This is a genomic window from Tunturibacter empetritectus (assembly GCF_040358985.1).
Classification (GTDB): Bacteria; Acidobacteriota; Terriglobia; order Terriglobales; family Acidobacteriaceae; genus Edaphobacter; species Edaphobacter empetritectus.
The window spans coordinates 1,531,039-1,552,437 of record NZ_CP132932.1 but is presented as its reverse complement, the minus strand read 5'-3'; the positions used below and the strand labels follow the sequence as shown (position 1 = coordinate 1,552,437).

At 54.2% G+C, this 21,399-nt stretch carries 13 protein-coding genes; 11 read left to right on the top strand and 2 right to left on the bottom strand.

Annotated elements, in window-relative coordinates; all coding sequences use genetic code 11:
- Position 1 precedes the first annotated feature (1 nt).
- A complete protein-coding gene (locus tag RBB75_RS06460; protein ID WP_353069934.1) occupies positions 2-1,528 on the top strand; it encodes an efflux transporter outer membrane subunit in 1,527 nt (508 codons plus the stop codon).
- 110 nt (positions 1,529-1,638) lie between these two features.
- On the top strand, positions 1,639-4,320 hold the full coding sequence (locus tag RBB75_RS06455) for a glycoside hydrolase family 2 protein (RefSeq protein ID WP_353069933.1): 2,682 nt from the start codon (positions 1,639-1,641) through the stop codon (positions 4,318-4,320).
- 19 nt (positions 4,321-4,339) lie between these two features.
- Here RBB75_RS06455 and RBB75_RS06450 read toward each other — a convergent pair whose 3' ends face one another.
- Both RBB75_RS06450 and RBB75_RS06445 read right to left on the bottom strand, forming a co-directional pair.
- Entirely contained in the window at positions 4,340-4,582 is a 243-nt protein-coding gene (locus RBB75_RS06450; protein WP_179640081.1) for a hypothetical protein, read from the bottom strand.
- A 117-nt stretch (positions 4,583-4,699) separates the two neighbouring features.
- Positions 4,700-4,912 (bottom strand): hypothetical protein, encoded by a 213-nt coding sequence (locus RBB75_RS06445; protein WP_353069932.1) that lies wholly within the window; start codon positions 4,910-4,912, stop codon positions 4,700-4,702.
- A gap of 133 nt (positions 4,913-5,045) precedes the next feature.
- Here RBB75_RS06445 and RBB75_RS06440 point away from each other — a divergent pair, with 133 nt between their 5' ends.
- The 9 genes from RBB75_RS06440 (at position 5,046) to RBB75_RS06400 (ending at position 20,909) form a co-directional block, all read left to right on the top strand.
- On the top strand, positions 5,046-6,407 hold the full coding sequence (locus RBB75_RS06440) for an APC family permease (RefSeq protein WP_353069931.1): 1,362 nt from the start codon (positions 5,046-5,048) through the stop codon (positions 6,405-6,407).
- Positions 6,404-7,336: a carbohydrate kinase family protein gene (locus tag RBB75_RS06435; protein ID WP_179640078.1), complete on the top strand. Its 933-nt coding sequence runs from the start codon at positions 6,404-6,406 to the stop codon at positions 7,334-7,336. The genes RBB75_RS06440 and RBB75_RS06435 overlap by 4 nt, the downstream gene beginning before the upstream one ends.
- 14 nt (positions 7,337-7,350) lie before the next feature.
- Positions 7,351-8,304 (top strand): alpha/beta hydrolase, encoded by a 954-nt coding sequence (locus tag RBB75_RS06430; protein WP_353069930.1) that lies wholly within the window; start codon positions 7,351-7,353, stop codon positions 8,302-8,304.
- A gap of 388 nt (positions 8,305-8,692) precedes the next feature.
- On the top strand, positions 8,693-9,817 hold the full coding sequence (locus RBB75_RS06425; protein WP_353069929.1) for an ROK family transcriptional regulator: 1,125 nt from the start codon (positions 8,693-8,695) through the stop codon (positions 9,815-9,817).
- Between the two features lie 508 nt (positions 9,818-10,325).
- Positions 10,326-12,845 carry a glycosyl hydrolase family 18 protein gene (locus RBB75_RS06420; RefSeq protein WP_353069928.1) on the top strand — a complete coding sequence of 840 codons (2,520 nt, stop codon included), beginning with the start codon at positions 10,326-10,328 and terminating at the stop codon, positions 12,843-12,845.
- Positions 12,846-12,991: 146 nt separating this feature from the next.
- Positions 12,992-16,522, top strand: a complete 3,531-nt coding sequence (locus tag RBB75_RS06415) for a carboxypeptidase regulatory-like domain-containing protein (protein ID WP_179640074.1) — start codon at positions 12,992-12,994, stop codon at positions 16,520-16,522.
- A gap of 9 nt (positions 16,523-16,531) precedes the next feature.
- Entirely contained in the window at positions 16,532-17,413 is an 882-nt protein-coding gene (locus RBB75_RS06410; protein ID WP_353069927.1) for a GntR family transcriptional regulator, read from the top strand.
- A 108-nt stretch (positions 17,414-17,521) separates the two neighbouring features.
- Positions 17,522-19,573 (top strand): beta-N-acetylhexosaminidase, encoded by a 2,052-nt coding sequence (locus tag RBB75_RS06405; RefSeq protein WP_179640072.1) that lies wholly within the window; start codon positions 17,522-17,524, stop codon positions 19,571-19,573.
- Between the two features lie 160 nt (positions 19,574-19,733).
- Positions 19,734-20,909 carry a tetratricopeptide repeat protein gene (locus tag RBB75_RS06400; protein WP_179640071.1) on the top strand — a complete coding sequence of 392 codons (1,176 nt, stop codon included), beginning with the start codon at positions 19,734-19,736 and terminating at the stop codon, positions 20,907-20,909.
- Positions 20,910-21,399: the final 490 nt, after the last annotated feature.

Genomic DNA, 21,399 nt, shown 5'->3' with positions numbered 1-21,399 from the left:
GATGTCTAACTCTATGACGAACCTTCGATGGACCATCGCGATTTGCCCGACAGCCACGGCGCTTTTGTTGGCCGGATGCATGGTGGGGCCTAAGTACCACACGCCTCCGGCCGTTGCGCAGGCGCCGCCGGCGACGTATAAGGAGTCGCCGACACAATTTCAGGATACGGATGGCTGGAAGGTGGCACAGCCTCAGGATGCGATGCTGCATGGAAAGTGGTGGGAGATCTATGGCGATCCGGAGCTGAATGCGCTGGAAGAGCGGTTGAACATCGATAACCAGAACATCAAGCAGTTCTTTGCGAACTTTATGGAGGCGCGCACGCTGGTTGCACAGGCACGCTCGCAGCTTTATCCGACTGCGTCCGTAGGACCTTCGTATACCCGCTCCAAATCTTCAGCGAATCTTGGGCGTTCGTCGCAAGCCAACACGGGCTCAACGAACTCCGTCGGCTCTCTGCCGCTTTCAGTTTCGTGGGAGCCGGATGTCTGGGGCAGAGTTCGCAGCACGATTCATGAACAGCAGTACAACGCACAGTTGAGCGCTGCCGATCTTGAAAATGAGAAGCTGACTGAGCAGGCAAGCCTTGCCACGTTTTTCTTTGAGATACGAGGTCAGGATGCGCTGCAGGCAATTCTGAACGACACGGTGGAAGCGGATAAAACGGCGTTGAAGCTGACGCAGGCGCAGTACGAGACCGGCGTTGGCGACCGGATTTCGGTGGTGGAGGCGCAGAATACACTGCAGAATGTGCAGTCGCAGGCGATCAATCTTGGGGTGGCGCGCGCGCAGTATGAGCATGCGATTGCGCTGCTGGTGGGCGCCAATGCGTCCGACTTTTCTATTCCGGTGAGGGCTTCGAGTGTGACTCCCCCACCGATACCGATTGGGTTGCCGTCGGCGCTTCTGGAGAGGCGGCCTGATATTGCTGCTTCGGAGCGAAATATGGCGTCGGCGAATGCCCAGATTGGTATTGCGACGGCGGCGTACTATCCGAATCTAACGTTGAGCGCTTCGGGTGGATTTGAGAGCTCGACCTTCAAGCATCTTCTTGATTGGCCGAGCCGGTTCTGGTCGATCGGGCCGACGGTGAGCGAGACTGTCTTCGACGCCGGGCTGCGAAGGGCAACGGTGAATCAGTTTGTGGAGGTCTATAACGCCGATGTTGCGAGCTATCGGCAGGCTGTTCTTACGGGATTTCAGCAGGTGGAGGATGCGCTTGCTTCCGTGCGTATTCTTTCGCAGCAGCAGTTACAGCAGCAAGAGGCGGTGAAGTCGGCGGAGGAGTTTGTGACGCTCCAGACGGCGCGGTATCAGACGGGCATCGATCCTTACGTGAACGTGGTGACAGCGCAGACGACGCTACTGACGGATAGGCAGTCGGTCGCGTCTCTACGAGTGCAGGAGATGACGGCCTCGGTGCAGTTGATTGAGGCGCTGGGCGGAGGGTGGGATCGATCGCAGTTGCCTACCCCGGCGCAGGTCTCGAAGAAGCTGACGAAGCCAGAGTCGACGACTCAACAGTGAGGCCGCAGGTGTGACCTTTGCTTGATGATCGTGTAGGGTTTTCTATGTCAGGCGCGGGGCGGTCTTCGCGTTCGAAAATTCCGATCGTCACGATCAAAGGTGCGGGTTGAATGCGAATGAGAGTCTGGGGATCGGCGTTGGTGCTGTCGTTTGTTGCAGGTTCTGTGGGGTTGGGTTCGGTGGCTTTGGCAGCTAGCTCATCAGTTCCTGAGAGTGTGACTCTGTCGGCTGGCTGGCAGCTGCAGGATGCGGCGAAGGTGACGCAGGCCGGGGATGCGATCGCTTCGGCGAAGTTTAAACCGCAGGGGTGGTACTCCGCGACGGTGCCTGGGACGGTGCTGACGAGCCTGGTGAATGCAGGCGCCTACCCGGAGCCTTTGTATGGGGAGAATAGCCGTCCCGACAAGATTCCCGATAGTCTTGCGCGCACGCAGTACTGGTATCGCACGGTTTTTGAGGTGCCGAAGACGTACGCGGGGAGGCATGTGTGGCTGAACCTGGAAGGAATCAATTTTTCAGCACAGGTGTGGGTGAATGGGACGCAGGTTGGCACGATGAAGGGCGCGTTCAAGCGGGGGATCTTCGATATCTCGACCGTGGTGAAGCCGGGTAAGAGGGCGGTTCTGGCGGTGCTGGTGTCGCCGCAGCCTCATCCGGGCGTGCCGCATGAACATACGATTCGGGATGGCGTGGGCAAGAATGGCGGCATCACCGCGATCGATGGGCCGACGTTTCTTTCGACGATTGGATGGGACTGGATTCCGGCGATAAGGGATCGGGATACGGGAATCTGGCAGAAAGTTTTTCTCTCGGCGAGTGGGCCGGTGATGATTAAAGATCCGCTGGTGACGACGGATCTTCCTTTGCCTAAGACGGATACGGCTGATGTTTCAGTGCAGGCGCGAGTGGAGAATGTGACGGATGCCCCGCAGAAGGGCGTGCTGAAGGGAAGCTTTGGGGATGTGACGTTCGAACAGAGCGTGGTGGTGGCGGCGCATAGCTCGCAGACGGTTGCGGTCGACGCGAAGAACACGCCGGCGATGCACGTGGAGCATCCGAAGCTGTGGTGGCCGAATGGGTATGGGCCGCAGAATCTGTACAAGCTGCATTTGAGTTTTGAGGTGGATGGGAAGACTTCGGACGACAAAGATGTGAGCTTCGGCGTTCGCAAGTTTACCTATGCCGTGCCTGATTCGGAGAACCTGACGATCACAGTGAATGGGGTTCGGGTGTTTATTCGCGGGGGGAACTGGGGGCTAGATGAAGCGATGAAGCGCAATCCGCGGGAGCGGCTGGAGGCGCAGATTCGGATGCACCAGATTGCGAATCTCAACCTGATTCGCAACTGGGTAGGACAGAGTACGAGCGAAGATTTTTATGAGCTGTGCGACAAGTACGGGATTCTGGTGTGGGATGAGTTTTTTCAGCCGAATCCTTCGGATGGGCCTGATCCAGATGATTTTGATACGTACATGGCGAATGTGCGCGACAAGATTCTGCGGTTTAGGAACCATGCCTCGATTGTGCTGTGGTGCGCGCGGAATGAAGGGTATCCGCCGAAGAAGATTGACGATGCGCTGCGCGTTTTGATGAGTGAACTGGAGCCGACGAGGTTGTACCAGGCGAACTCGGCTGATGGGCGCGGGGTCAACTCGCATGGGCCGTATCACTGGAGGACGCCGCGTGAGTTCTATGTGTATGACGAGGCGTTCAAGACAGAGATTGGAAGCATGTCGGTGCCGACGCTGGAGTCGATTCATGGCATGATGCCGGAGAAGGATTGGGAGACGATCAACGACGACTGGGCGCAGCATGACTTTGCCAAGGGCGCGGCGGATGGCGACAAATATCCGGCGATGATTGCGGACAGGTACGGCAAGGTGGCGAATCTTGCGGACTTTGTGCGGAAGTCGCAGCTGGCGAACTATGAGGCGTTTCGCGCGATGTATGAAGGCCGCAATGCGAAGCTGTTCCATCCGACAACGGGCGTGATTACATGGATGAGTAATCCTGCTCAACCCAGCTTTGTGTGGCAGCTTTACCACCATGATCTGGAGCCGAACTCAGCGCTGTTCGCGGTGAAGAAGGCGGCCGAGCCGGTTCATATTCAACTGAATGAGGCGAATGGCGAGGTCCAGGTGATCAACAATCTGGATACTCCGCTGGAGAGTGCGCATGCTCACCTGGCGATCTACAACCTGGATGGGGTAGTGCAGTATCAACACGACTTTGACGTGTCGGCTGCACCGAGCCTGGCAACGACGCTCGGAAGCGTGGAGTGGCCTTCAACGCTTTCGGCGGTTCACTTCGTGAAGCTTGAGCTGCGTGATGCAACAGGGAAGCTGATCTCGGAGAACTTTTACTGGCGTGCGCTGCCGGAGCATCAGGATGATCTTAAAGCGTTGGGCAGCTTGCCTGTGGTGACGCTTGGAGCGTCGGTGATTCGCCGCGATGCGGAGGACAAGGTCTTCGTTACTGTGACGCTGCAAAATACAGGGAAAGACATTGCGCTGATGACTCACCTGCAACTGCGGCGCAAGCGCTCGGGAGAACGAGTGCTGCCCGTTTATTACAGCGACAACTACGTGTCTCTGTTGCCGAACGAGACGAGGACGATCACGATTGAAGCTGCGACCGCGGATCTAAAGGGAGAGGACGCCCTGGTCGTTTTGGATGGATGGAATGTTGGAGTGACCTCCGCTACTTCAGCGGGGGCTGGTGTTGAAGCTAACGTGGGAGCTTTGGTAGATCACTGGCGGCTCACCGGGTTGCCCACGGAAGGGGCCCGGTGAGCCGCGGCTGAAGACGCGCCTACTCTTTGGTCTTGAGCAGGCTGTCGTTCTTTACGATGAAGTCCTCGATCTCGGATGCCATTGCGAGGATCTTGCGCCACTGCTCCTTGTACAGAGTGACGGGAAATCTACCGACTCCATAGAGGGACAACCCACCCTTTTCGCTGACCTTGAGACTCAGTCCACGCACACTCTTGTTCTTCAGTTGATCGTTCTCTGCTCGCAAGCGTTCGAGTTCTGCTCTCAAATCCTCTTCAGACATGTGTCCTCCTTGAGCATGTGTTCTGACTACGAGAATACGACAAAGGCCGAAGCCGGGTTTGGAGAGACAATCGGCTGAATAATGATTGCGAAGGCCGCCTTGATTGCGCCGGAGTCGCTACGCAATGTTGCGGCTATATTTTCTTATTCCTTCAAGTGCTGCTCGATCTCTTCCAGAGTTTTGCCTTTGGTTCGGCAAGAGGAAGATTGCCGTGAGGAAGTAGATGACTGCCAAGGCAGCAAAGATAAAGAGCACTGTGGAGTAGCTGTACTCGCGGACGACAGGCAGGAAGAGGACGCAGGTATCGATGATGACGAAAGCGATGCTCATGCCTACCGAACGGATGCCGGTGGCATAAGCTTCAGGAAGACGCCTATACTAAGGAACTTATTAACGACTATTGACAAAGAATCTCCACTGCCCGATACTCGTCAATATCATTTATGGTGACTCGGAGCCTCTGATGCAGGTCAATCTAGCAGGTGTAGAGGAGGATTCAAGTCACGGGATGGGGATCCTCGGAGCCTGCACCTCTAACATGCTCAACATGATAGGCGTGGGCCCGTTTCTGAGTATTCCTCTTATCCTGGTCGCAGTGCATGGCTCAAAGGTTTTGCTGGCGTGGATTCTGGGTGCGGCAATTTCATTGTGCGATGGTCTTGTGTGGGCAGAGTTAGGAGCTGCGATGCCTTACTCTGGCGGTCCTTACTTCTACTTGCGACATGCATTTGGAGCCGAGTCTTATGGCAGGGCGGCAAGCTTTCTTGTTCTTTGGTCCTCTGTACTTACTGCGCCGCTTCTTATCGCCTCTGGCGCGGTAGGGTTCTCACAGTATTTTCATTACCTCTGGCCTTCCGTTCACACTGCGGGCCTTTGCGCGTTGGCAATGGCTGTCTGTCTTATCAACGTGATATTGCTTTATCGCAGAATTACTACGATCAGCGCAATCTCGATTGGTCTCTGGATATTAGTTGTCGGAACGATCGTCTGGATAATCATTGGTGGAGCGGAGCATATTCCGTCTGCTCTCAGAGCGCAGATCAGTGGTGGGTATCCAGTCTTAGATGGCGCTTTTTGGAAGGGCGTGGGTGCCGCGACTTTGATAGCTGTCTACGATTATGCCGGTTACTATAACGTCTGCCTGATCGGCGGTGAACTGAAGCGCCCCGAACGCACGATTCCCTACTCAATTATCGTCTCCATCCTCCTGGTAGCTATTCTTTACATTGCAATGAGCCTGGCCATTCTAGGTGTATTACCAGTTCAGCAAAGCATGCATTCAAGTGCGATCGTAGCGGACTTCATGCAGACGGTCTACAGTGTCAAGGCTGCTAGAGTGGCCGATGTGCTTATCCTGGTTGCGTCATTTGCATCAGTATTTGCGATTCTGCTTGGTTACTCGCGTATTCCGTTTGCTGCCGCAAAACAGGGGGAGTTTTTCAGCGTCTTTGCAAAGCTGCATCCGACGAAAGACTTTCCACATTTCTCGCTGGTTATCTTAGGCATTCTCTCTGCTTGCGCTTGTATGCTCAGCCTCAGTACGCTCATCAGCCTTGTAATTGTCATCCAGACAATGGTCCAGTTTCTTGCTCAGTGTGTCGCCGTAGTTCTACTACGTCGCCGCCATACTAAAGAAAACAACGCCACGTTTCTTATGCCGCTCTATCCTTTGCCGGCAGTGATCGCTTTTGTGGGATGGCTTTTTATTCTTATCTCCAGCGGGGCGAGAAATATACTCACCGCTTTTGCGATGACGCTGGTAGGAATAACAGTTTTTCTCTTTAAATCACGCCATGAACAAAGATGGCCTTTTGAAATCATATGACCAAGAGCAGGAATATTGCCGTTGCAGGTGAAGTGTTTGTAGACCATATCTTCACTGATTTCGATCACGTTCCGTTGCCGGGAGAAGAGGTATTCGCGGAGCAGTATCACCGTGAGGCTGGAGGCGGGACTGTCAACACGGCATGTGCTCTGGCTCGTCTGGGACATCACACTTCCATCTTTGGAGTGTTTGGAGAAGATGAAGAGGCGTGGCTTCGGTCGAGGCTCAGTTCGTTTGGAGTACACGCCGAACATGCTCGCTCCTCCGAATTGCCCAATGCGCTTACTATAAGCATGTCGACAACAGTGGATCGCAGCTTTTTAAGCTATGCAGGGGCAAATAGAGTTCTGGAAGAGTTTGTAGTTTTGCCTGAGACCATTGCCGCTCTTTCCATGGCTCAGCATATTCACTTTGCGATGCCGCTTGAAGTGGGGTTTGCAAGAGTATTGCTGCCTTCTCTACGAAACGCCGGTTGCACTCTTTCTATTGATCCTGGGTGGCGTAAGGATTGGTTTCTGAACTCTGACAATCTTGATGTATTACGCATGGTAGATATATTTTTGCCGAATGAAAGCGAAGCGCAGTTGTTGACGGGGCGCACGACGCCGGAGCAGATGTTGCGTGCATGTGCAGAGTTAGGGTTGGAGCACACGGTTATCAAGTTAGGGTCCCGGGGGGCAGTCGCTCTTCAGAATGATCGCCTGTACGCGATGGAGCCGCCCAATGTTCAAGTTGTAGATACTACCGGCGCGGGCGATGCTTTTGATGCGGGGTTCATCGATGCATGGTTATCCGAGGCCGATCTGGAGGAGCAACTACGGAGGGCTTGTGTTTGCGGGTCTCTTTCTACCCGTGCCCGCGGCGCACTCACCGCTTTGCCTTTCCGCGAAGAGATACTGGATGACGTGCTGGAAAAATCTATCTTTTGATCCGTGGAGAACGAATGTCGAACCTGCTGATGGATCCTGCGTTCGCGCCACTTGCCAAGGAACCGAGAGCGGTTCTTCGTGATGCTAACGTCGTGCGTGAAGCTCTCTCTGCTGCGCGGCTGGAAACGCGGCCGTTGCCATCAGATTATGATCTTGAAATTACAGACTACGATGTTCGTCTTTCTGAGGACGAGAAGGCGCAGATACCCGTGCGGATCTATCGCAGAAAAAATGTGATAAGTGCGTTACCTGTCCTGCTTTACTTTCATGGTGGTGGGTTTTTTTGCGGTGACCTTTTTTCTGAAGAGTCACAATGTGCCCATTACGCTCTGAACGCAGGGTGCGCTGTTGTATGTGTTGCCTACAGACTCGCACCCGAGGAGCCGTTTCCTGCTGCCCTTACGGACTGTTATCGGGTGCTTGAGTTTCTTTGGAGCAAGAGTCGCGATTTGAATCTCGATCGAGACTTTCTCGCTGTTGGAGGTTCGAGTGCGGGCGCGAATCTTGCCGCCGCGGTCTCACTTCTTGCCCGTGATCGCACCGGGCCGAAGATATGCTTTCAGATGCTATTGATTCCGGCACTGGATGACCGTCTTGAGACTCTGTCAGCACGCCAGTTTACGGACGTTCCTGACTTTGGCAGATCTGAGGCAGAAGTTATGTGGCGCTGGTACCTGGGTGAACACGCACATAATATTTCGCCCTATGCAGCTCCGGCACGAGCGAAGGATTTATCGGATCTGCCCACTTCATACGTTCTCTGCGCGGGCCTTGATCCGTTGCGCGATGAAGGTCTTGACTATGCACGTCGTCTCACAGAAGCCGGAGTGGCCGTTGAACTTCATCTGGTGCCATCGATTCCTCATGGCTTCGCGAGTATTCCGTCCGCTGCGATCTCAAAACGGTTGCTGAAAGAGCAGGTCGAGGTGCTGCGTGGTGCGTTTTCGCGCAAATCGGAGCAGTTTTGAGTCTATTTAGGGGGGAGCTTTCAGAAATGCGCTCAGGCGGGGGGTGGCTGGATCGTCTTTATCTTTATCCCTGATGGTCAAAGAAAGACTCTGAATCGCATGTGGTTCTCGCGAACTATTAGGAAATGTCAAGAGATCGATTTGGAAGCCTCATATAGGTTATCTGGATCATAAGCTCGATGAGAAAATATGACGTTGAACTGGAGCCTGGCCAAACCGCACGAAGTCTTGTTGCTGATAGAGCGGATTGGTGGACCAGTAGTTATTACCTTATGTCGGAAGGACGGAAGTCTCTTCCAAGATCGAACAAGGCGGTGTAATGAGTAAGAGCCGGTTGCTGATAGGTAATCCAGCATTAATGCGTCAGACGAATGCGCGCACAATTTTGATGCTGTTGAAGAAGCTAGGCCACTCCTCACGTGCAGATATTGCACGTGAAACCGGCATGAGTGCACCAACGGTTGCGAACGTCGTCTCTGATCTCAACGACATGGGGCTTATTGAGTGGATCGGGGAAGGTGCTTCGAGTGGAGGGCGCCGACCAGACAACCTTCGCTTCAAAGCTGACTATGGATATCTCGCAGGCGTGGATATCGCGGCTGATTCGTTTCGCGTACTACTGACTGACCTGAACGGAACTCTTCTCGAGGAGCAATATGAACCTCTTGCGAAGGAAGCCCGCAACCCAAGCGCTGTGATTGAGGTGTTGCGCGTCTCTCTGAAGGAATTAATGCAGAGACGTGGTCTGCCATGGAAAAAATTACTAGCGATGACAGTTGGTGTGGCGGGAATCACCAATGTTAGAGACGGGATTGTCATCTCTGTCAGCGGCTCAGACACCTGGAGAGATGTTCCTCTTCTGGAGATGCTGAAAGAGCAGTTTTCCTGTGCTCTGTTTGTTGAGAACGATACGAACCTTGCTGCAATTGGCGAACACTTTCGCGGGATTGCCCAATCCGAAGAGAGCTTTATTTTCGTGACCGTTGGTGCGGGCGTAGGCGCGGGGATATTTGTAAATGGCAGGATTGTGCACGGATCAAGTTGGTCGGCTGGTGAGATAGGTTATCTTCGTATCCCCAATATTGCCAGCATGCAGCCTTCGTTGTACGAATTCGGCCGCCTCGAGCAGGTACTGGGCGCTCCTGGCATTCTGAGAAGCTGGAATGCAGTAAGTCATAAGGCTGGAGTGCCGGCGAAGGTACGTAAGGCAAGTAGCGTGCTTGACCTTGCGTTAGAAGGGAACTCAGTTGCACAGAAGATCGTTCATCAGCGCGCACGCCTTCTTAAGGACGTGGTTCTGAATCTCTCTTTAACTCTGAACCCGAGCCTCTTTGTATTCGGAGGCGATCTTGGCGCCCATCCGGCGCTGCTCGAACCGACAGTAGAGATGCTCCGCAAGAGTGAAGTGGCGGTCGCCAGGGTGCTCCCGAGCAGCCTGGGAAATTCGGCAGTCGTATGGGGTGCCATCGCTGTCGCAATGAAAGATGCAGAACAGAATCTATACCGCTACTGAATCGAACGGGGATGGATGCAGAAAACTAGTTAGATTGCTGGGTATTCCTCTTCTGATTGTTTCCATCCCCCGGCTGATCTCGTCGTAGAGAAAAAGAGCAGGTTTTAAGTTTGAAATCCTTGTTGACCATTCCAACATTGTAATGATAGGTTCGTAAGTATCTTTTTGAGCCTAAGATTTAAAGTCGCATTTCGAGTCGACGCGTCGTCATAAGGCAGATCATTTTGTGGGTAACACCTTCTGGTTGGCCCATTCTGTCTATCGATGCATCGATGGAGGTTTCGAATGTCAACGAACGTCGAAGCGCTTACTCCCGTAATCCTGGTTGGCTGTGTCATGGGCACTTGGATCGCATCATGGATCCTCTCTCCTATCCTGTTCGCTCGATGCTTTATCACGGTGCCGCTTACCAGGTCTTGCCGAGAGTGATCTGATGCGACTCTATCCGAGTTTCCAACTTTCAAACCGCGGGCGGGTGCAACCTGCCCATCGAGTTCAAGGAGATTCCATGAAACGCGCTGTTCTCCCTTTATTCCTGCTCCTCAGCCTGATCATGCCCATGCTGCCCACCAGGGCCTCCGCCCAGACCATTCCCAATTGGGCGGTCGGTGTGTCTTACTCTGTTGGTTCGCTGGTGATGTATCAAGGTGTCGAATACCAAGCGCTCCAAGCTAATGTCTCCGAAGCAGGTTGGGATCCCATCGACGCTCCAGCCCTTTGGCAAAAGGTCGGCAGCGGCAGCTCCTGTACAACGATACCCAGCACTCCTACAGGTCTAACGGCTTCTGGAACCACTAGTTCCAGCACGAATCTTAGTTGGTCTGCAGTCAGCTCCCCCACAGGCTGTAGCGTTAGTTACAAAGTATTGCAGGGGGCAACCTCTATTGCGGCGCCGACGACAACATCCGATGCTGTAACTGGCCTTTCCGCTTCAACCACATACAGCTTCGCCGTCGAAGCGACAGATGCCGCGGGCACATCAGCCGCCAGCCCTGCAGTGAATGTGACGACTCTGGCAGGGTCCGGCGGTGGCGGAGGCACGTGCGGTACAGCGTGGAGCGCCACTGCTGTCTACACTGCGGGAATGACAGCGAGCCTGGGAGGGCAAAACTATGTCGCTAACTATTGGACACAGAACCAGAGTCCGGCGACCAACAGCGGTGGCGCCGGCAGTGGGCTGCCCTGGACTGCAACAGGAGCCTGTTCGAGCTGCACAACTGTACCCAGTGTCCCAACTGGATTGGCGGCTTCAGGGACAACCAGCTCCGGCACGAACCTAAGTTGGACAGCGGACACCACTCCAACAGGGTGCACTGTTAGCTATAAGGTACTGCAGGGTGGAACCTCCATCGCAACCCCGACCACGCCATCCGATGCAGTTAGTGGCCTAACTCCTTCGACGACTTACAGCTTTACAGTGGAGGCGACCGACTCTGCTGGCACTTCAGCAGCGAGCTCCGCTCTCAATGTGAAGACATCTGCAAGCTCCTGCACGACTAAACCCAGCGCGCCAACAGGGTTGACGGCTTCAGGTGCAACTTCCTCAACTGCAAATATTAGTTGGACAGCAGTATCTGCTCCATCCGGCTGCACTGTCAGCTACTCGATATCGGGAGGACCGTCCACTCTAACTTCAACGACTGCATCCGATGTTGAGAGCGGGTTGGCTCCATCCACCACTTATACCTTCACAGTAGCCGCTACTGACTATGCCGGTACGTCGCCCGGAACTTCGGTAAACGTTACAACGACCGCACCAAGCACGTTGATCGTTGGCGGGTGGTTTGAAGAGTGGAGCATCTATTACGCCGGCTACAACATTGCGAACATGCAGACCAATGGTGTGGCCGACAAACTGACGCATCTTTTTTACGCTTTCAGCGGTTTGACAGCACCAACCTCTGCGACCGCGGCATGCGTCATCGCTGATTCCTATGCCGACTATCAGAAGTTGGGTGTGCCTCAGGTCACTGGACCATACAGCGGAGCCGGAGGTGTCTATGGAAACTTTGGCGCAATCCAACAACTTAAAGCGGCCCATCCCAACCTAAAGACGATCATCTCCATAGGCGGTGCAAACGCTGCCGCGGTGACTGCCTTCACGACTGCCGCCAGCACTGCAGCGGGACGCACAGCGCTAGCCAGCTCGTGCATCAATATCTTCATTCAAGGCAATATCGCCTCAGGGATCACCGCTCCGGGCCTGTTCGATGGCATTAATATCGATTGGGAGTTCCCGACGCCGACGGACACGACTAACTTTACTGCATTATTGACAGAGTTCCGCAGGCAACTGACCGCCCTATCGGCAACCACCGGTAAGACATATCAATTGACCTTCGATGCGCCCGCCGGTCCCTCAGACGCGAACAACCCGGGCGGCTTCGATACGATCGATATCCCAGGGACATTCGCTCAATCGGACTTCGTCACCATCGATGGCTACAACTACGCCGGAGATTGGAAGTTAGCAACCAACGACGCATCCCCTATATACGACGATGCTGCCGATCCCTTGAATGGAACCGGCAATACGATTGATGCGACGGTAAACTATTACCTCGCAAAAGGTGTACCGGCGTACAAATACACCATGGGCTTCCCGGCGTATGGTGCCGGGTGGACTGGGGGATTGAATAGTACAAACTGTGGCGAGTATCAGAACGCGACTGCGGTTTCTCCAGTTCCTAACGCCAATGGGGCCGGGGTTTGTTCAACAGGTAATAACCAAAGTTCGCCGGCAGCAGGATGTGACACATTGCTGACGAACGGACTAGCCACTTATGGGACGATCAAGAATCTTCTAAGCAACGGGTACACCGCTTGCTACGACTCCACAAGAATAGCCACTTCGGCGTTCAACCCAACTACACAGACAGTCTTCAGTTATGACGACGCTACTTCAATAGCCGCGAAGGCAACTTACATCAAGGCACATGGTCTTGGTGGCGGGTATGTGTGGGCGGTGAAAGACGACGATGCCAATGGAACCATCGTAAAATCGCTTGCTGCAGGTCTCAATCCGTAGAGATCGTCACGAATGACTGGGGCGTCCTTACCAAGCTAAAGGTAGGACGCCTCCTAACATCCGGCTTCTTCTCAGAAGCTTGACTTGAATTAGCGATAAAGATGTAAATACCGGAATTGAACGCGCAACACCTTAAGGAGAGGCATATGAGAGAGATAAGTTCTTCGGACTGTCAGACAAAAATAAGAACTGCAAAAGCTGTCACAAGAGTTAACTTCGTCCCGGTTGTCCTTGCAAAAGCGTTAAGTCTTGCGAAGGGTGCGTCATTTGTACTTTTGATGCTGGCGTTGTTTGCGTTCCCTTCTGCCGCAAGCGCACAAGAACTGGCTGGAACCTTTACAGGTACAGTTACCGATACCACGGGCGCCGTAATTCCGCATGCCATCGTGACCATCACACTCAATGGAGTGGACGGCAACTCTCGCGTGGTGCAGTCGAATGACTCCGGCAACTATACCGCTACCAACCTTCCTGCCGGAACCTATACGATCAGCGTCTCGGTTTCGAGCTTCGAGAAGTTTTCGGATCGTAACGTCATCTTGAATGTGGCACAGAAACGAACCGTGAATGTCCAACTGAAAGCCGGCTCGCAGAGCCAGACCGTGACTGTGGAGGATAATCCGGTGGCGGTCGAAACGGAGAGCAGTTCCCAGGCCGGGACCATCTCCGGAACGCAGTTGCGCGAGCTAGAGCTGGTCAATCGGAATTTTCAACAGTTGGTTACGCTACAGCCAGGGGTCGTGAACCTGCTCGGCGATCAGCCTGGCTTTGGTGGGATCAACAGTACTTCTGCCGTTTCGATCAACGGCGCACGCAGTACAGCCAACAACTGGTCGGTGGACGGCGCCGATGTTAACGACAGCGGTTCAAACGCCACGCTGCTTAACATTCCCAGCGTCGATGCGATCCAGGAGTTTACGCTGGAGAGAAGCTCCTACGATGCGAGCTTTGGGCGCAGCGGCGGCGGCCAGGTCCTGGTAGCTACTCGGTCCGGTACTAGCTCGTTCCATGGCTCGGCCTACGAGTTTGTGCGCACGGCGAACACCGATGCAAACACCTACTTCAACAAAAATAACCCCGCAGCACTCCTCCCACGCGCACCCGATCACTACAATAACTTCGGTTTTACCCTGGGTGGGCCAATCTATATTCCCCACGTCTACAACACAGGCAAAACGAAGACCTTCTTTTTCTGGTCGGAGGAATGGCGTAAGATCACGAGTCCCAATGGGGAAAATGTAGCGGCGCCTACCGCGGCACAACTGGCCGGCTCGTTTTACGCTGCGAATGAGCCGAGCGCACCCGCCGGTTGCATAACTGGTTGGACGCCTAACCCGAATACGGTAGTAGGGGGCGGCACAGGCACTATCAGTCCCACCTGCTTCAGCGCAAATACCAAGGTATATCTTTCGCAAATCTTCAGTAAGAACCAAGCCAACGCCACGGCAGTCAACACCAACACCGGCTTTATCGGTGGCAGCCAGATCTCGTCTTTCTCTACGTTGAACAACTTCCGCCAAGACCTGGTTCGAGTGGACCACTATTTTAACGACAAGCTGCATTTCTTCGCTCGCGGCATGCAGGATGACGCTCCCAGCAATCAGCCTCTGGGGCTTTGGGGCGGTACCAACTACCCGGGAGTGGTGAATGTGGGCATCAATGCTCCCGGCAAGAATGTAGTGGCCAATCTTACCTGGACGATCTCTCCGAAGATGGTGAATGAGGTAGAGTTTGCCTACTCGCAGGGAACAATCAAAGGCGCGCTCTCCGGTCCAGCAAACTCATCTTCCATCCTCTCGTCGCTGACTAACAACCTGGCCAACCCAGACCCCTACGGACGCATTCCGACCGTGACTATATTGGACGGATCAGTCACAGGCGTTTCGCAGGGCAGCGCTCCATATTTCGAAAGAAACCTGGATCGCAATATCTTCGACAACTTCTCGGTGACTCTGGGGAATCACACCCTACGCGCAGGCGTAACGGCTCAGCAACTGTTGAAGACGGAGGACGCCTCTGAGGGGAATCCCAGCTTCACCTTCAATAGCTGGGGAGACTTCCTGCTGGGTAACGTGAATCAATACACGCAGGCCAATCGGGACATCGTGCCGGATCTGCGCTTCTGGAATACGGAAGCCTATGTTCAGGACGACTGGAAGGTGAGCCACAGACTAACGATGAATCTGGGCCTTCGCTGGACACGATTCCCTTCGCCTTCCGACGCGAAGAATACTCTGACCAACTTCGATCCACTGGTGTACCAGTCGACTCTGGCCCCGGCTCTCGACAACACCGGAAACTTTAAGCCTGGGCAGGCCTTCACGCCGGCGACTTACACCAATGGGTTGATCTTCCCCCAGGGCGCTGCCTGCGCAGCTGCCAAAGCCATCTCGGCGCAGGTCACCTGCTCTCCTTATGGTAGCAACGTAAACCCCAACTACAACTGGAACTTTGGACCACGTGTGGGCTTTGCCTACTCTCCTTTTGGAGACGGCAAGACCGTTTTGCGCGGCGGATTCGGTCTCTTCTTCGATCGCACGCTCAACGGCATCTGGGAGCAGAATGCATTCGGAGACCCGCCGCTGGTGCAGACGACTACAGTGGTCAACGCGTCGTTTGACAATCCGACGGGAGTTGGTTCTGCTGCGCCTCCGGCACTAGGACCGAACGCGCTGACAACAACAGGAAGCCCCGCTTTCAAGGTTCCCTCGTATTCGGATTACAACCTCTCGGTCCAACAGCAGCTGGCCCCGACAGCCACCCTTGAGATCGCGTATGTTGGCTCGCAGTCTAGACACCTACTCGGCGAACTGGATCTGAACCAGCCGACGCTCTCCACCCGCGTGGACAATCCGCTCTCACCTCTCAACAACATACGCCCCTATTTGGGCTATTCGGACTTTCACACAAGGTTGCCCATCTTCACCTCCAACTACAACTCGCTACAGGTATCGCTGAATCTTCGGACGACGCGCGACCTGACACTGGGCATCGCCTATACCTGGTCGAAGAATCTGTCAGACCAGACCAACGACCGCGGCACTGCAAACACCTATACCTATGATCCGAAGCTGGACTACGGTCCCTCTGGGCTGAATGAACCGCAGATCTTCATTGCCAACTTTGTTTACAAGGAGCCGTTCTTCCGCCAGCAGCATGGTCTTACTGGACATGTGCTTGGCGGCTGGGAGCTCTCAGGTATTACCTCCTTCAACACCGGAGTATCGACTACCGTCACTCAGGCAGTTGACCCATTCGCGGGAACCTATCCGGGCGGTCTGGGCATCTTCAGCCCGAACGCTGACATTGTGCCTCGTGCCGATCAGGTGGCTCCAGTTCACATGATCAAAACTCAGGCTCAATGGTTCTCGACCAGCTCCTTCGCTACAGCCCAGGGCCACTTCGGTACTGCTGCGCCTGGAAGTTTCCTGAGTCCAGGTACAGAAAGGATTGATTTGGGTCTGTTGAAGAACTTTAGGTTTACTGAAACTATCAATCTTCAGTTGCGCGCTGAGGCATTCAACCTCTTCAATCACACCAATTTCGGCAATACCGGCGGAGGTGTGGGTTCGACACTCAATGGCATAGATGTCGCTATTGCAGACAGCCAATTTGGACAGGCCACAAGCACTCGTATACCGCGCACCATGCAGTTCAGCGGAAAGATGTACTTCTAACAAGAACACATGGTTGTGAAGGTGGACCAGCGCGATGCTTACGTCTGGTCCACCTTTGCGAGTAGACACTGTGAGCATATGACTACAACTCCGTCTCAAACAGCCTCAGCGGTGCGGTCGCTCGACAAGAACGGATTTGTTCCCTTGTACTACCAGATTCAGCGCGCACTAATTGAGAAGATTCATTCAGGAGAGTTACGGAAGGGAGATCTTCTGGCTTCTGAGGGGGAGCTTGCGCGCGCCTACCAGGTAAGTCGGGTGACGGCGCGGCAGGCTCTGCAAGGGCTGAAGGCTAGGGGCTATGCGTTTAGCCAAAGAGGGCGTGGCACCTTTGTTACTAAGTCCAAGGTTGAGGAACAACTGTCGCAGCTCCAAGGTTTCACGGAGGAGACGATGCAGCGCGGCAGGGTGCCATCCTCGCGTGTGTTAGAGCAGAGAGTCGTTGATGCCGATAACGAATTGGCTGAGGATCTGGAAGTCCAAATCGGAGCGCCTGTGATGATACTTCGCCGCCTTCGTCTAGCCGATGGAACTCCCATGGCAGTCGAGAAGACCTACGTGTCGCTCAGGCACTTTCCGGGTATCGAACGGACTAACTTCGCTGAGCAGTCGCTCTACCATACGCTTCGTGAACAGTTTGGGGTTCGTGTGGCCTGGGCGGCCGAAGCAATCGAAGTTATGCCGGCAACATGGGAAGAGTCTGAGCTATTGGACGTTCCTGCAAACACGAGTGTGTTGTCAATCTCGAGAAACACGATTACAGCGGAGCGGATGCCGATCGAAGTGACAGTCTCACGATATCGCGGAGATCGATATCGCGCCCTGATTCGTATTCCGGCGGCGACCCTCCCCACAAGTGAGAGAATTCACGAAGAAAAATGTTTTGTGTAGGGGATATATTGCAATTAGCAACGCTCAAGGTCTTGCAAAAAGCAACCGTGCTCGTTACGATTTTCTTTGCAAATTAGCCCGAGATGGTTCAACAATGAAAAGGGTGTAATGTTTAAACCTGGTGTAGTGCGAGCCTGTTGCGCAATTTTTGTGTTCTATATAGTGTTGCCTGTTGGCGGGCAGTCAGTGCGGGCGCAGACGCCGCTTTCCATCATTCCTCTTCCTGCGGCCGCAGTCCAAAGGCCCGGGAGTTTGTCAGTCGATCATGGCCTGCAGGTTGTATTCGAGGGCTATACTGAGCCACGCCTCGAGCGAGCCCGAATACGTTTCTTCGGAACTCTATACCGTGAAATGGGGATTCCCGAACTGCCTGCCTCTCCTTTCAAGAGAGCGCAATTAGTCATTAAGACTGCCGGCCCGAGCGCACCCGTGCAGCATCTTGGTGAAGATGAGTCTTACCACTTGGAGATTACGGCAGCCGGGGCACTCCTCACAGCGCCCAATCCGCTCGGCGTGCTGCATGGACTTCAGACTTTTCTTCAACTTGTGCAGAGCACTCCTGAAGGATTTGCGGTTGCAGCAATGACAATCGATGATAGGCCACGCTTTCCCTGGCGTGGACTGATGATCGATTCAGGCCGACACTTTATGCCGCTCGATGTGATTCGACAGAATCTCGATGGTATGGAGGCGGTGAAGATGAATGTCTTCCACTGGCATCTCTCCGAAGATCAGGGATTTCGGATTGAGAGCAAGACCTTTCCTTTGCTGCAGGAAAAAGGCTCAGATGGTCTGTACTACACACAGGATCAGGTTCGAGGCATTCTCGATTACGCTCGTGATCGAGGGATTCGTGTTGTCCCGGAGTTCGACATGCCGGGTCACGCAATGTCGTGGTTTGTAGGGTATCCCGATCTGGCGAGTGGCAGCGGACCGTACAAGATCGAACGTCACTGGGGGGTCTTTGATCCGGCCATGGATCCGACCCGTGAGAGCACCTATCAGTTTCTCGACCAGTTCCTCGGGGAGATGACTGCTCTGTTTCCTGATGCCTACTTCCACATCGGCGGGGATGAGTGCAACGGGAAGGAGTGGGACGCTAGCCCGCGCATCAAGCAGTTCATGCAAACGCATCATCTCAAAGATGACGCTGCCTTACAGGCCTACTTCACAGGCAGGGTGCAGAAGCTCGTCACCAAACGCGACAAGATTACGGTGGGTTGGGACGAAGTGTTACAGCCAGACACGCCCCATGATGTCGTTATTCAGTCGTGGCGTGGCCAGGATTCGCTGGCAGAGGCTGCACGGAGGGGCTATCGCGGGATTTTGTCAGCAGGCTACTACGTTGACCTGAATCAATCGGCAGCCGATCATTATGCAGTGGATCCTCTGGTGAACGGCACGGCCGCACTATCCCCAGCGCAGACAGCCAACATCCTCGGTGGTGAGGCGACCATGTGGACGGAGTATGCCACACCTGAGATCGTAAACGGCCGCATCTGGCCGCGGACCGCCGCCGTCGCGGAACGGCTTTGGTCGGCTCAGAGTGTGAAAGATGTCGACTCCATGTACCAACGTCTCGATACGCTTTCACAAAAGCTTTCGTATTACGGTTTGCCATACCAAAGCGTCAGTGAGCAGATGTTACGGCGTCTGAGTGGCTACTCCGATCCAGTGGCTCTGCAGGTACTTGCGAGCGTGGTTCAGCCACCCAGGGATTACGCTCGAGAGGAGCTGAAGTCTTATGATGTGTTCTCTCCTCTGAATCGACTCGTCGATACGGTTCCCCCCGAAAGCGACACGGCACGGAGGTTCAACGAGGTTGCTGCGCGAATCGCAACAGGAAAAGCGGCGCCTGGAGATTGGGAGAAGGCGCGTCAATGGCTGCTGTTGTGGCGAGATAATGATGCAACTCTCCAGCCCTCGTTAGTGAGATCTGCGTTGACCGTCGAGTTAGTACCGATGTCCCACAATCTCTCTAAGGCGGCCACAACCGGTCTAATCGCCCTCGATGCCTTGCAAAACAGCACGCCGGTAGATGCCGAAACGCGGAAGAGGCAATTGTCCGAACTCAAGGAGTTTGAGAAACCAGAGGCCGTCCTGTTGAACAGGATCGTCCCCGGGGTAGAAGTGTTGGTACAGGCAACCAAGATTCAATAGATATGTGTTTTGAGGACCACCACCTGATCCTCTCGTTTCCTAGTTATCGATTTGCCTAAAAAGGGCGCCAATATTGAGGTCATCTGCCTAGTGAAACGATGCCGTTGCGTGTCAGGCTTCAGCGAGAGAAAATCTGAGAGGATGTGAGGAGAGATATCTATTGAGTTACAGGTTAGCCATCTGGTTGGCGTTGGTGCTGGTTACCTGGAATCCACCCATATACTCACAGAGCGATTCGACGCAGGCAGCGGTCCCACACGATCAACCACAGAGCGCGACTGATTCCGAAGCTACCTTGATTGCCTTATCGAAGGCCCACCCAACGAATGCCGAGCCGCTTGCCCAACTGGGTCTTCTTGAAGCCCGTCAGGGCCATTACCCGCAGGCGATTGTCTACTATCGGAAGGCCATGGCGTTGAAACCCGCGATGCCCGGCCTGCGTTTGAACCTTGGTCTGGCATTCTTCAAGGATGGTCAATACAAACAGGCGATTCAAACCTTCACTCCACTGCTCAGATTACAGTCGCAATCCACATCCGAGATGCAGCGTCTGAATGTGTTGGTCGGAATGTCGCACTATGGCTTGGGCGAGTATCAGGCTGCAGTCCCATACCTTAAACAAGTTGCGGACCGCGACGGGCAGAATCTTTCCTTGCTCTTGACCTTAGCGCATAGCTGCCTGTTATCGAAGCAGTATCAATGCGTTCTGGATACCTACCATCGGATGGTTGCGCAGAATGCTGAGTCCGCCGAGGCCGACATTTTGGTTGGAGAAGCGCTGGATGAGATGAAAGATACAGCCGGAGCGACGCGGGAGTTTCGCGCTGCGGTTCAGGTCAATCCGAAGGAACCTAACGCGCACTTCGGACTGGGGTACTTGTTGTGGACGCAACGGCAGTACCAGGAAGCTTCCCGGGAGTTTCAGGCCGAGCTCGAGAATACACCGGATTACACCCAGGCAATGGTCTACCTGGCAGACGCAGAGATTCAGATGAACCGGAATGAAGACGCCCGGTCCTTATTGGAAAAGGTGGTGAAGGTCGACCCCGCAATTTTTATGGGGCATCTCGATCTGGGCATTGTCTACGCCGAGGCCAACCGCGAAGAGGACGCGCTGCGAGAGTTCAAAGCGGCTGCCGCACTCAAACCGGACGATGTGAATGTCCACATGCGGTTGGGGCGGCTGTACCGCTCGATGGGGAAGGCCGGTGAAGCGAAGAACGAATTTGACAAAGCTCGTAACCAGAACAGAACCGCCCACGACGCGTTAATTACGGTGATGTCCAGCGCTTCCGAAAAATACAACAAGGCTCCGGCGAAGTCACCTGCCAGATAAGAAACAGAGAACGGTATGCAATAGAGATGGGGCTCTTGTGCCCTTTTCAGACTGGAAGGGGCGTCTCTGATGAAGGAGTTGTTTGGGGAGTTTGGTAGGCACGAGCGGATTCGAACCGCTGACCTCTACCGTGTCAAGATCTCAATGTAACGCAACTTATTGAAACCAGTTGGCACAGACCGCACTCTACGCCACTGATTACACCGAAAAACGCTGCTATTGGACCCTTATTGGACCCCCGTTTGGCTTCTACCCTTCATGGGTAAAATAGCCGAACCAATCGAACCGCCGATGCCGGCCTTTTCAGGGCCACCTTCCAATTATGCCAAGCGGTTTAGAATGAGAGTAAGTAACTAAACCAAAAGAGTTTAGACTGAGACCAATTTAGGATGACTTAGGGCTATCTGGGATGTTTTCGGTTCGTCGATGTACGCTAATGGTACGTTGTCATCCAGAGTCTTCCCGTCGCGATGGTCGAGCTTTGAAATGC

Excerpts from the sequence above, each read along its gene's own strand:
- RBB75_RS06420 (WP_353069928.1), top strand. The coding sequence starts at position 10,326 with ATGAAACGCGCTGTTCTCCCTTTATTCCTGCTCCTCAGCCTGATCATG.
- RBB75_RS06460 (WP_353069934.1), top strand. The coding sequence starts at position 2 with ATGTCTAACTCTATGACGAACCTTCGATGGACCATCGCGATTTGCCCG.
- RBB75_RS06430 (WP_353069930.1), top strand. The coding sequence starts at position 7,351 with ATGTCGAACCTGCTGATGGATCCTGCGTTCGCGCCACTTGCCAAGGAA.
- RBB75_RS06450 (WP_179640081.1), bottom strand. The coding sequence starts at position 4,582 with ATGTCTGAAGAGGATTTGAGAGCAGAACTCGAACGCTTGCGAGCAGAG.
- RBB75_RS06435 (WP_179640078.1), top strand. The coding sequence starts at position 6,404 with ATGACCAAGAGCAGGAATATTGCCGTTGCAGGTGAAGTGTTTGTAGAC.
- RBB75_RS06455 (WP_353069933.1), top strand. The coding sequence starts at position 1,639 with ATGCGAATGAGAGTCTGGGGATCGGCGTTGGTGCTGTCGTTTGTTGCA.
- RBB75_RS06415 (WP_179640074.1), top strand. The coding sequence starts at position 12,992 with ATGAGAGAGATAAGTTCTTCGGACTGTCAGACAAAAATAAGAACTGCA.
- RBB75_RS06425 (WP_353069929.1), top strand. The coding sequence starts at position 8,693 with ATGCTGTTGAAGAAGCTAGGCCACTCCTCACGTGCAGATATTGCACGT.
- RBB75_RS06405 (WP_179640072.1), top strand. The coding sequence starts at position 17,522 with ATGTTTAAACCTGGTGTAGTGCGAGCCTGTTGCGCAATTTTTGTGTTC.
- RBB75_RS06445 (WP_353069932.1), bottom strand. The coding sequence starts at position 4,912 with ATGAGCATCGCTTTCGTCATCATCGATACCTGCGTCCTCTTCCTGCCT.
- RBB75_RS06410 (WP_353069927.1), top strand. The coding sequence starts at position 16,532 with ATGGTTGTGAAGGTGGACCAGCGCGATGCTTACGTCTGGTCCACCTTT.
- RBB75_RS06440 (WP_353069931.1), top strand. The coding sequence starts at position 5,046 with ATGCAGGTCAATCTAGCAGGTGTAGAGGAGGATTCAAGTCACGGGATG.